The organism is Terriglobales bacterium (genome assembly GCA_035543055.1).
In the GTDB taxonomy this organism is placed as follows: domain Bacteria; phylum Acidobacteriota; class Terriglobia; order Terriglobales; family Acidobacteriaceae; genus JAIQFD01.
The window spans coordinates 16,095-27,352 of sequence record DATKKJ010000036.1 but is presented as its reverse complement, the minus strand read 5'-3'; the positions used below and the strand labels follow the sequence as shown (position 1 = coordinate 27,352).

General features: G+C 64.9%; 10 protein-coding genes. All 10 read left to right on the top strand.

Annotated elements, in window-relative coordinates; genetic code table 11:
* Positions 1–164: 164 nt before the first annotated feature.
* The 10 genes from VMS96_02440 (at position 165) to VMS96_02395 (ending at position 11,246) form a co-directional block, all read left to right on the top strand.
* Positions 165–1,058: a xanthine dehydrogenase family protein subunit M gene (locus VMS96_02440; protein HVP42259.1), complete on the top strand. Its 894-nt coding sequence runs from the start codon at positions 165–167 to the stop codon at positions 1,056–1,058.
* Entirely contained in the window at positions 1,051–1,548 is a 498-nt protein-coding gene (locus VMS96_02435; protein ID HVP42258.1) for a (2Fe-2S)-binding protein, read from the top strand. Before VMS96_02440 ends, VMS96_02435 begins: the two co-directional genes overlap by 8 nt.
* Positions 1,538–1,978, top strand: coding sequence for an SRPBCC domain-containing protein (locus VMS96_02430; protein HVP42257.1), 441 nt, complete (start codon positions 1,538–1,540; stop codon positions 1,976–1,978). Before VMS96_02435 ends, VMS96_02430 begins: the two co-directional genes overlap by 11 nt.
* Before the next feature lie 49 nt (positions 1,979–2,027).
* A complete protein-coding gene (locus VMS96_02425; protein HVP42256.1) occupies positions 2,028–4,490 on the top strand; it encodes a xanthine dehydrogenase family protein molybdopterin-binding subunit in 2,463 nt (820 codons plus the stop codon).
* Entirely contained in the window at positions 4,487–5,458 is a 972-nt protein-coding gene (locus VMS96_02420) for a 2-dehydropantoate 2-reductase (protein ID HVP42255.1), read from the top strand. Before VMS96_02425 ends, VMS96_02420 begins: the two co-directional genes overlap by 4 nt.
* The gene (locus VMS96_02415; protein HVP42254.1) at positions 5,455–6,666 is read left to right on the top strand and encodes a Xaa-Pro peptidase family protein; all 1,212 of its coding nucleotides are present in this window, start codon (positions 5,455–5,457) and stop codon (positions 6,664–6,666) included. Before VMS96_02420 ends, VMS96_02415 begins: the two co-directional genes overlap by 4 nt.
* Before the next feature lie 15 nt (positions 6,667–6,681).
* On the top strand, positions 6,682–7,950 hold the full coding sequence (locus tag VMS96_02410; GenBank protein ID HVP42253.1) for a M20/M25/M40 family metallo-hydrolase: 1,269 nt from the start codon (positions 6,682–6,684) through the stop codon (positions 7,948–7,950).
* 6 nt (positions 7,951–7,956) lie between these two features.
* Positions 7,957–9,123, top strand: coding sequence for a M24 family metallopeptidase (locus VMS96_02405; GenBank protein ID HVP42252.1), 1,167 nt, complete (start codon positions 7,957–7,959; stop codon positions 9,121–9,123).
* Positions 9,124–9,140: 17 nt separating this feature from the next.
* The gene (locus VMS96_02400; GenBank protein HVP42251.1) at positions 9,141–10,061 is read left to right on the top strand and encodes a 2-dehydropantoate 2-reductase; all 921 of its coding nucleotides are present in this window, start codon (positions 9,141–9,143) and stop codon (positions 10,059–10,061) included.
* 84 nt (positions 10,062–10,145) lie between these two features.
* A complete protein-coding gene (locus VMS96_02395) occupies positions 10,146–11,246 on the top strand; it encodes an LLM class flavin-dependent oxidoreductase (GenBank protein ID HVP42250.1) in 1,101 nt (366 codons plus the stop codon).
* The last annotated feature ends 12 nt before the right edge of the window (positions 11,247–11,258 follow it).

Here is an 11,258-nt window from a genome sequence, read left to right as displayed (position 1 = left end):
GTTGGCGCACCCATGGGGGCGCTTATTTTACACGGACTGCTTTCTGTCGGCAGGTTGCGGAGCGGCCGAGCCCGGGTTTGGCCGCCGGTTCTCGCGGGCGCAGTAACCGTCGTCTGGATTAGAATGGCTGCCCGCTCGCCGGGGATGGGGGCAAACAGGGGACTATGTATCCGCGCGCATTCCAGTACCACCGCGCCAGTTCGCTGAAGGAAGCGACGAGCATGCTGGCCAGCCTGGGCGACGAAGCCAAGCTGCTGGCCGGAGGGCAAAGCCTCATCCCGCTGATGAAGCTTCGCTTCGCCAACCCGGCCCACCTGGTGGACCTGAACTTCATCCCGGGTACTTCCTTCATCAAGCAGCAGAACGGGACCCTCCATTTCGGCGCCCTGACCCGCCACGCCGAGATCGAAGATTCACCGGCGGCAGCGGCGATCCCCATCCTGCACGACTGCGCCGCCGGGATCGCCGATGTCCAGGTGCGCAACCGGGGGACGATCGGCGGTTCCGTCGCCGAAGCCGATCCCAGCGGTGACTGGGCGGCGTGCCTGCTGACACTCGCCACCGAGGTGCGTTGCGTCAGCCCGCGCGGCGATCGCACCGTGCCCCTGCCGGAGTTCATCACCGATGCCTACACCACCGTGCTGGCGCACGACGAGCTGATCAGCGAGATCGTGGTCAAGGTGCCGCCCAAGAGCTCCGGAGGCTGCTATCTGGCCTTCAAGCGCGCTGCGCCCGTCTATCCCAGTGCCGCCGTGGGCGTGCAACTCGCGTTGCAGGACGGCGTGTGCAGCGATGTTGCCATCGTGCTCAGCGCCGTTGGGCTGACCCCGATCCGTGCCCGTGAAGCGGAGAACGCACTTCGCGGCCAGGCGGTGGGCCCGAAAGCCATCGGGGCCGCGGCGGAGGCGGCACGCGCCGCGGCGGACCCGCAGCCGGATATGCGGGGCAGTGCGGAGTACAAGCGCCAACTGGTCGCGGCGTTGACCCGGCGCGCGATCCAGCTCGCCGATCGACGCGCCCGTGGCGATGGCGTCGAAGGGGGCCACCTTTATGCCTGAGCCCCAGCCCGTCGCCATCAAGCTTAGGGTCAATGGCAATGAGTATTCCGCCAGCGTCGAGCCCCGCCTGCTCCTGGTCGAATTGCTGCGTGATGAATTCGATCTCACCGGCACCCACGTGGGGTGCGACACCACCTATTGCGGCGCCTGCACCGTCCTGTTCAACGGAGTCACGGTGAAGTCGTGCACCATGTTCGCGGTGCAAGCCGACGGCGCCGAGATCACCACCGTCGAGGGATTGACTACGGACGGGCACCTGCATCCCTTGCAACAGGCCTTCATCAACGACCACGGCCTGCAATGCGGCTACTGCACTCCCGGCATGCTGATCTCCGGCGCCTATCTGCTCTCCCGCAACCCGCGGCCGAGCGACAAGGACATCCGCAAGGGTATTGCCGGGAACACGTGCCGCTGCACCGGATACCAGAACATCTTCAAGGCGGTCGCCGATGCGGCCGCAGCCACGAGGGCGAGCCAGCATGGCGATTAGATTCGGCGGGGAATTCACCGTGAAGAAACGTCCGGAGGAGGTGTTCGACTTCCTCACCGACCCCAACCGCTTCGGGCCGCTGATGCCTGAGTTCCGCGGGCTCAGCGTGCAGGACCCGCAGAACTTCACGATCAAGGTGAACGTCGGCGTTTCCTACATCAAGGGCACGGCGGACGTGAAGATGCGCCTGGCGGAGGCCGAGCGGCCCCGGCGGGCAAAATACGAAGGCAAAGGCGATGTCGCCGGCGGAGGCACCACCCTGGTTGCGGGCTTTGACTTGGCCGAAGCGCCCGATGGGACCAAGGTGGCATGGGCGGGCGAGGCCCAGGTCTTCGGCCGCCTCACTTCGCTGGCCGGCGGGCTGCTGGAGCCACTGGCGAAGAAGAACGTGCAGAAACTGATTGACGGCCTGCAATCGGCACTGGCTTGATGTCATCCCGAACGGCTTTAGCCGTGAGGGACCTGCTTCGGGAGAGTTCGTGGGTAAGGAAAAGGAACACTGGGTCGGCAAGCCGCTCAAGCGCAAGGAAGAAGCGCGCCTGGTGCGCGGCCGGGGCAAGTTCATCGACGACTTGAAGCCCGAACGCTGCCTCCACATGCGGCTGGCGCGCTCACCTTACGCCCACGCTCGCATCGACCGGGTTGACGTCTCGGCGGCGGCCGCTTTGCCCGGCGTCATCTGCACCCTGACCGGGGAGGAGCTCGGCGCGGGCCTGTGTTCGCCCTTCATGGAGATCGGCCCCGGCGTTTGCGGCAGGATCCAGGACTTGCCCATGGCCCGAGGCAAGGTGCGCTACCAGGGCGAGCCCGTGGCCGCCATCGTGGCCGAGTCGCGCTACGTCGCCGAAGACGCAGCCGAGCTCGTGCAAGTCGAGTACACGCCGCTGCAGCCGGTGATCGACGCTGAGTTCGCCGCCACCGACAAGAGCGTCGTGCACGAAGAGGCGGGCTCCAACGTGATCTGGAACGGCGCCTGGGAGTTCGGCGACGTGGACAAGGCCTTCCGCGAAGCCGCCCACGTGGTCGAGATCGACCGCATGCACTTCCACCGCTTCTCCTCCACCCCGCTGGAGAACAACGTCATCATCGCCAAGTGGGACGTCAAGGAAGACCGCATCTATTTCCAATGCAATAATTCCTTCCCCACCATCGGCATGCAGCTGCTGGCGCCCGCGTTGGGCGTCCACATCGACCAGATCCGGGTCGAGACCTTCGACATCGGCGGCAGCTTCGGCATCAAGATCAACAACTATCCGCAGATGGCGATCGCGGCGCTGGCCTCGCGCAAGGCCGGCGGACGCTGGATCAAGTGGTGCGAGACCCGCTCCGAGCACATGAACTCCAGCGCCCACGGCAACGAACGCACCTTCCGTGATACCCGCATCGCGCTCGACGAAAAGGGCGTGATCACCGCCGTCGCCTCCAAGCACCTCGACGACTGCGGCGCCTTTCCGCGCTACGAACCGCTGGGCGCGGTGATCTGGTCGCAGGTCTTTCCCGCCACCTATCGCTTCAAGAACGCCCGCATCGAGTTCACCCAGGTGGTGACCAACAAGACGCCGGTCGGCCCCAACCGCGGATACTCCCGCATGCAGCACCTCTGGTTCCTGGAGCGCTGTGTGGACATCTGCGCCCACGAGCTCGGCATTCCCGCCGACGAGATGCGCCTGCGCAACTACATCCAACCTGGCGAATTCCCCTACACCACGCCCAACGGCTGCGTTTACGACTCGGGGAATTATCCCGGCATGCTGGCGCTGGCCAAGAAACTCATCGACTACGATGGCTGGCGCAAGCGCCAGGCCGAGGCGAAAAAAGAAGGCCGGATGATCGGCATCGGCATCGGTACCACGCTCGATTCCGGCACCAACAACTTCGGCCAATCACGCATCGTCAACCCGGATGCGCCCTTCAGCGGTAATTCCCAGGCCGCCAACGTCAAGCTCGATATGTTCGGAGAAGTGGTGGTCGCGGTGGGCTCCGTGCCGCAAGGCCAGGGACACGAAACGGTGGCGTCGCAGGTGGTCGCCGATGTGCTCAACATCCATCCCGACCAGGTCACGGTGCGCGCCGGCTTCGACACCGACCGCAACGTCCACACCGGTTTTACCGGCACCTATGCCAGCCAGTTCGCGGTCTCCGGCCTGTCCGCGGTCCATGGCGCCGCGCAGAAGCTGAAGAAGGAGATCCTGAAGTTGGCTGCCTTTGCGCTGCAGGCGAAAGAGGATGACTTGGAGCTGGGATACAACGAGCAGGGTGGTCTGGTCCGCGTACGCGGCACCGAGAAGATGATCCCCTATATCGGTCTGGCCAACATCGTGAACACCAACTCGGCCATCCTGCCCGAGGAGCTTTACGAGCTCACGCTGAATTGCCGCTACATCTGGCGCGCGCCCTTCAAGCTGCCCGACGTCAAGACCAAGTTCGGCAACCTCACGCTGACCTACTCGTCCCAATTGCACATCGCGGTCATGGAAGTCGATCGCGACACCTGCGTGCCCGCCATCCTCGACTACGTTGCCATCGACGACTGCGGCACAGTCATCAACCCGCTAATAGTGGAGGGTCAGGTGCACGGGGCAACGGCCCATGGCATCGGCGCCGCCCTGATGGAGACCTGTGCCTACGACGAGTCCGGCAACCTGCTGACCGGCACCTTCAGCGACTACACGCCCATCACCGCCATGAATATGCCGCTCATCAAGTACGGGACCATCGAGACGCCGTCGCCCCACACCTACAGCGGCGCCAAGGGGATGGGCGAAGGCGGCGCCGCGCCCATCCACGCCATCTCGGCCGCGCTCCAGGACGCGCTTTACGACCAGGGCATCATCATCGACGATTCGCATAACACCGGCAGCAGCCTGTTTCACGCGCTGCAACGGGCCCGTACCGGGCAGAGATATCAGAACGTCAAGATCGCGAGGCGGGCGACCGCATGATGAAGAAGGTCTGCATCGTCGGCGCGGGCGCCATCGGCAGCTTGTATGCCGCGCACCTGGCGCGCGTGGCCGAAGTGTGGTGCCTGGTGCGCCGGGAGGAGCACGCCCACGCGCTCGACGAGCGCGGCCTGCGCGTCTCCGGGACGCACGATTTCACCGTGCAGGTGAACGCGGAAACCCGCCCCGACCGCCTGCCACACTTCGATCTGGGCATCGTCGCCACCAAGGCGACGCAGGCCGCGGAGGCGTTCCGGCCGGTCGGCCACCTGTTCGACGGCGGCGCGATCATCTCGGCGCAGAATGGACTGGGCAGCGAAGAGATCCTGGCGGCGCTCACCCGCGGCAAGATCATCCGGGCCTGCACCTTCATGAGCGGCACGCGGCACAGCGACAGCCATGTGCAATACGAGCTCGACACTCCCACCTGGCTCGGCCCCTTCGAACCGACCGGCACACCCTTCTCCACGGTGAAGGAGGCGGCCGACCTGATCGTTGCCGGCGGCCTCAAAGCCGAGGCGCTCGAGGATTGCCGCCCGGCGCAGTGGTCAAAGCTGATCTTCAACGCGTCGGTCAACGCCGTATCGGCGCTGACCGACCTGCCGCACTGCCGCGAGTTTGCCGAAGGGTTCGTCGGCGACTTGATGAAAGAGCTGATCGAGGAGGGCAAGAGCGTGGCCGCCGCCGCCGGGATTCGGCTGCAGGACGACCCCTGGGAGATGAACCGCATCGGCTGCCAGACCGACCATCCGACCTCGATGCTCTATGACGTCCGCCACCGCCAGCCCACCGAGATCGACTTCCTCTGCGGCGCCATCGCCCGCGAGGCTGTGCGCCTCGGCGTGCCCGCACCCCGGCACACTGCAATGTACCAGCTCATCAAGGGCAGGGAACTCTCCTGGGAATGGGAGAGCGACGCTCGCAAGACCGCAGCCAAGCACGCTCTCGACAGCTACCGGGTGGCCAAATGACACCCACGACCTCCTCCTGGCCCGTCGATCGCCTGAAGCTGGCGCGCGTCCACTCTCTCATGAAGGAGCAGGACCTGTCGGCTCTCGTCTGCCGCGCCCCCGACAACGTCCTCTATCTGACGAATTACTGGTGCATGAAGGGATACGATGCGGTCGTCTTCCCACGCGAAGGCGACCCGGTGCTGTGCGTCATCGAGCCCCAGCTTGCCGATGCCGAGCGCACCGCCTGGACGAAGAACATCCAGCTCTTCAAGGGATATGACGAAAAGGACCCCCGGCCCCCGAACTTCCGCTGCGTGGACCTGTGCGTGGAGGTCCTGCGCAAGAACGGTTGGACCGATAAGGTCGGCATGGAGCTGACCCAGGGCACTCAGTCCGCCGACCGCATGGTAGGCGAGCCCACTGTCTATTCCCAGACCTACTTCGACACCTTCCGTGCCAAGATGGGGCAGGTGGCGGATGCCACGCCGCTCTTGGTGGACGCCCGCGCCATCAAGACCGACCAGGAGATCGAACGCATGCGCCTGGCCAACGAACTGGCCGCCGAGGCCATGGACCACACTCGCGAGCGCATGAGGTCCGGGATGAAGGAGAGCGAAGTGGCTGCGCTCTTCGAAGGCTACGTCCACGGCACCGGCGTCGGCTACAAGGGCAAGGTGGAGATGGCCCGCGCGTTTACCCTGGTGTGGTCGGGCAAGGGCATCGCGACCTTTACCGCCACTCGCGACCGCCCCGTTGTCGAACACGAGCCGACCCTGTTCGAGATATGGGTCTGCGTGGACGGATACTGGAACGATCTGACCAAGAACGTCTGCATCGGCGAGCTGACGAAGGAATACAACCAGCTCCTGGACCTCCTGTTGAAGGTGTTCAATGAGGCGATTGCCTATGCCAAGGACGGAGCGGAGTTCCCCGAGCTCGACCGCACGATCCGCGCCCGCATCGCCGAAGGAGGCTATCCGGGTCAGCCGTCGCACCCGGTCTGCCACGGCGTGGGGGCGCGGGCCCACGAACCGCCGTACGCGCACCAGGCCGGCAAAGGCACCATGAGGCAGGGCATGGTGCTGGCCATCGAGCCCGGGATCTACTGGCCCGGAGGCGGTGGCTTGCGCCTGGAGGACAATTTCCTGCTGAAAAAGGACGGCAACGAGAAGCTCTGCCGCTATCCTGACGACTTCCGCATTCTCAGTAAGACTCACTCAACCTGACTTGTGAAAAGACGAATGCCCAAGGCCGCACAACAGAAAGCGCTCACTCCCCGGCAGGTGAATCGCATCCTCGCCGAAGTCCGCGAAGCCGACATTGTGAAGATGTCCTGCGATGTCGTGGATATCGCCAGCCCCACCGGCGAGGAACTCGCCATGGCCGAGTACATGCGCCGCGCCTTCGACGAACTCGGACTCAACGTGACCTGGCAGGAGGTCGAGGAGGGGCGGGCCAACGTGATCGCGCGCTGGGAGGGCCATGGCCGGGGCAAGAATCTCATGTTCAACGGACACATGGATACCTCCAACACCGGCAAAGAATCCTTCCTGCCCGGCATCGGATACAAGCCGCACGCCATTGTGCGCGACGGTTACATTTATGGCCTCGGGATCTACAACATGAAGGGCGCGCTGGTCTGCTACACCCACGCCGTCAAGGCTCTGATGCAGGCGGGGTTTAAGCTTACCGGCGACGTCATCATCGGCTGCGTTGCCGGCGAGATCGAGAAGTCGCAGTGGGGCGAGTACCGCGGCCGGCAATACCGCGGGTATGGCGCCGGCTCGCACTACCTGGTGAACCACGGCATCCTGCCCGACATGTGCATCCTGGGCGAACCCACCGACATGAAGCTGGTGCTCGAGCACAGCGGTTCCTTGTGGGTGCGCTTCACGACCAAGGGACCGTACGTGCACACCGCCTTCGCCGAGGGCCGCGAGAACCAGAACGCCCTCCGCCGCATGCACGACGTCATGGGCGAGGTGCTGAAGTTCGCCGAGGACTGGGCGAAGAAGACCGCTTTCGGCGGGCACCGCGGCATTATCAACCTGGGCAGCCTGCGCGCCGGCGACCCCTGGCGCGCCAGCCGGACGCCACCCACGGCGGACTTGTTCCTCGATGTCCGTGTGCCGCCGCGGATGCCGATGACCGAAGCGCGCCATCAGCTTCGCGATCTCGTCCGCCAGCTGCAGAAGAGATTTCCCGATCACGGCATCGAGTTCGAGAGTTACGTCTCCGTGCCCGGGGCGAGCATCAGCCCGGACCACGAGATGGTGAAAGCCGTGGAGTCCTGCCACAAGCGGGTGCTGGGCCGCGCGCCGCAGCGTGACACCGTCCTGTGGTGCTCCGACGCCTCGGTGCTGTCGCGCTACGGCATCCCGACGCTGAATTACGGCCCGTCCAGCGGCCCGCGCGATGCCGACGGCGAGAAGGTCGCCATCCAGACACTGGTGGACATCACCAAGGTATACGCCCTGGCCGCAGCCGAGATCTGCGGGGTGGAATCGTAGGCCCTGATGTTCCCATCGCAAGCCGAGATCGCCCGCCGCTACCGGGTTCTGCGCTCCACCATGGAGAAGCAGAACGTGGACGCGCTGCTGGTGTGCGGCAACCAGTACGCCGGCTTTGAAGGCGCGGTCCGCTACGTCTCCGGCTTCGAGATCGTCCATCGTTATGCTTACGTCCTGCTGCCGATGGAGGGCGAACCCACGCTCATCTTCCCCCGCGAGGCCCGCTGGATCGGCGACAAGAAGAAGCCCTGGGTGCGCAACCAGGTCTGGCCCGACCTGCCGGGCCGCTGGCTCCGCGAGAAAGCCGACGACAAGAAGTGGAAGCGCGTGGGCGTCTATGGACTCGACCACATCATGCCGGTGCGCGACTTCCGCGAGCTGGTGCAGGGAAGCGCGGAGTGGCTCCCCTTCGACTTCCACTTCGACATGGCGCGCGCGGTGAAGAGCGAAGAAGAACTCGTTCAGGTGCGCGAGGCCATGGACATCATCGAGGAAGGTTTCTGGGCCCTGGTCAAGGCCTACCGTCCGGGACGCTCCGAGGCCGAGATCATGGCTCCGGCGGTCGAGTGCTTCTTCGCTCGCGGCGCCGGCCCGCGCATGATGAACATCCTGCTCTCCGGGGCCAACGGTGAAGCGGAAGCCGCCTTCAAGGTCCCCGGCCACCGCATCGTCGGCCCCGACGACCTCTTGCTCTATTCCCTGGAGATCACCGATGCGACCGGTTACTGGGTCGAATTCTCGCGTCCACTCATCCAGGGCAAGCCGAGCGAGCGCACTCGCCGGATGAAGGCGGCGTACCCAGAAGCCATGGAGGCGGCGCGACTCCTCCTGTGCGAGGGAGAACTGGCTTCCACCGTGCACCAGGCGGTCGCCGATACCTTCGCCCGCCACGGCTTCTCCCTGGGACATCTTTCGGGGCACTCCATCGGGCTCACCATGATCGAGCATCCGGCGATCGGCGCCAACACCAGCATTGAGCTCAAGGAAAACATGACCTTTTCCCTGCATCCTCAAGTAGTGGATCAGGATGGCGCTGTCTGTCTTTACACCCAGGACACCTTCCGCGTGGGCCGCAAGGAAGGCGAAAACCTGAGCAGCATCGAATGGAAGTTTTTCGATGGCAGCGAGCGGGCTCCTCAGGAAGAGGGAACCACTCGCACTAGGAGAAGTTAACTGAGTACCGAGTACTTATGAGAATCTGTGTCGTCGGTTGCGGAGCAGTGGGGAGTCTCTTCGCCGCGCACCTGGCGCGTCTCGACGGCGTCGAAGTCTGGGCCTACGACGTCAGCCAGCCGCACGTGGACGCCATCAACCGCTCGGGCCTTTGCGTCAGCGGCGCCGAAGACTTCACAGCGCGCCTTCGCGCCTCCTCTGACCCGGCCGGGATCCCGCGCTGTGATTTCGGCATCGTGGCCACCAAGGCCATCCACACCGCCACTGCTATCAAGCAGGTCGCACGGGTCTTCGATGGCAACAGCGCAGTGTGCTCGGTGCAGAACGGGGTAGGGAACGAGGAGCTGATCGCCGAGCACGTTCGCTACGTGATTCGCGGCACCACTTTCCCCGCTGGCCACCTGATCGAGCCCGGGCATGTCGGCTACGACATCAAGGGCGACACCTGGATCGGCCCCTTCGAGCCCAGCGGCACGCCCATGGACCTGGTGGAGCAACTGGGCGCCCTGATGACCCGCTCCGGCATGAACACCATCGTGCTGCACGACGCTCGCGGCGCCCAATGGACCAAGCTCATCTTCAACGCCGCTACCAATCCGGTGGGTGCGCTCACTCGGCTGCATCATGGCGCGGCGACGCGCCTTGGCCCGACCGGCGATCTCTTCGAAGCGCTGATCCGTGAAGGCGAAGCCGTGGCCCGCGCTCAGGACATCACCCTGCATGGCGACCCGCGTGCTCTCGTGCAGAAGGGAGCCAATGCCCCCGGCAAGCACAAGGCCAGCATGCTCCAGGACGTGGAGGCCGGGCGGCAGACCGAAGTCGACTTCATGAATGGCGCCATCGTGCAGTGGGGCGAGAAGCTGCGTGTCCCCACGCCGCTGAATAAAGCTGTGTGGCAGTTGATCAAAGGTTTGGAGCATTCATTCACCGACCCCTGATCTGTTGCGATGGTTTGTTGTGGCGCGGCTTTAGCCGCGCCGTTCAGGCCAGTAGAGATTTGGGCTTTAGCCCCTGAGGAGAAGATGCCCGTCCCCTTCCGTATCGGCGTTCTGCAACTGAGCATGGAGCCGCTGGACCAGACCGTGCGCATGGCCAAGGCTTGCGACGCCGCCGGCTTCGACATCTTCTGGCTGGCCGAAGCCTACCCGTGGTGGCGCAAGCACGGCATGGAAGCGCGCTCCTCCACCGCCATGACCGCCGTCATCGCGCACGAAACGAAGCGGATCGCCATCGGCTGGGGCATCATCTCGCCCTACACCCGCCATCCGGTACAGATCGCCATGGAAGCCCGCGTCCTCCAGGACGCTGCCGGCCCGAGCCGCTTCATTCTTGGCCTGGGCGCCTCCAAGATCTTCATGAAGGAGATCGGAGAGGGAGAGAAGGGAAAAGAGGTCGGCCCAGCCATCGTCATGCGGGAAAGCCTCGACATCGTGAAGGAGGTGCTCGATGGCCGCGAGGTGAAGTACGACGGCAAGGCTTTCCAGGCCTACGCACCAGCACTGAAGGCGGACGCCCACGTGCGCCGCGAGCGCATCCCCATGTACGTTGCCGGGACCGGTCCGGTGCTTCAGAAGTTGGCCGGCTCCCACCCGGCTTCCGACGGCCTGCTTACCGCCAGCATCACGACGCCGGCTTTCGTGCGCTATTCCCGCCAGAACATGGAAGAAGGCGCGCGCAAGGCCGGCCGCGATCCCAGCGCGCTCGACCTCGGCTCGGTCATCGTAGGGTCGATCGACCGCGACTCAAAGAGGGGGAAGGAAGGCGCTCGTGAGATGGCCGCCATGTACCTGGCTAACAAGGTGCAGAACATCAAGGGCTCGGCCGACGTGCTGCTGCAAAGCGCCAACCTGACCTTCGAAGAGCTCCAGCCCATCGCCGACGCCATGGAACGCGGCGGGCGCAAGGCCGCCGCCCAGGCCGTCACCGACTCCATCCTCGATAAGGCCTGCGCCATCGCCGGCACGCCCGAGGAGTGTATCCGGCGCATTGAAGAATACCGCCAGGCCGGTTGCACCAATATCCTGCTCGAGATCTGGGGCGAGAACCGCGAAGAGCAGGCGCGCCTGTTCGGAGAAGCGGTCCTGCCTCACTTCCGCCCGTACGGCGTCGGCCAGGGCCGCTGAGCCCCATTTCGG

What these genes read in the sequence shown, in the direction of transcription:
- VMS96_02395 (HVP42250.1), top strand. Translation starts at nt 10,146, where the DNA reads ATGCCCGTCCCCTTCCGTATCGGCGTTCTGCAACTGAGCATGGAGCCG.
- VMS96_02415 (HVP42254.1), top strand. Translation starts at nt 5,455, where the DNA reads ATGACACCCACGACCTCCTCCTGGCCCGTCGATCGCCTGAAGCTGGCG.
- VMS96_02400 (HVP42251.1), top strand. Translation starts at nt 9,141, where the DNA reads ATGAGAATCTGTGTCGTCGGTTGCGGAGCAGTGGGGAGTCTCTTCGCC.
- VMS96_02420 (HVP42255.1), top strand. Translation starts at nt 4,487, where the DNA reads ATGATGAAGAAGGTCTGCATCGTCGGCGCGGGCGCCATCGGCAGCTTG.
- VMS96_02440 (HVP42259.1), top strand. Translation starts at nt 165, where the DNA reads ATGTATCCGCGCGCATTCCAGTACCACCGCGCCAGTTCGCTGAAGGAA.
- VMS96_02430 (HVP42257.1), top strand. Translation starts at nt 1,538, where the DNA reads ATGGCGATTAGATTCGGCGGGGAATTCACCGTGAAGAAACGTCCGGAG.
- VMS96_02405 (HVP42252.1), top strand. Translation starts at nt 7,957, where the DNA reads ATGTTCCCATCGCAAGCCGAGATCGCCCGCCGCTACCGGGTTCTGCGC.
- VMS96_02410 (HVP42253.1), top strand. Translation starts at nt 6,682, where the DNA reads ATGCCCAAGGCCGCACAACAGAAAGCGCTCACTCCCCGGCAGGTGAAT.
- VMS96_02435 (HVP42258.1), top strand. Translation starts at nt 1,051, where the DNA reads ATGCCTGAGCCCCAGCCCGTCGCCATCAAGCTTAGGGTCAATGGCAAT.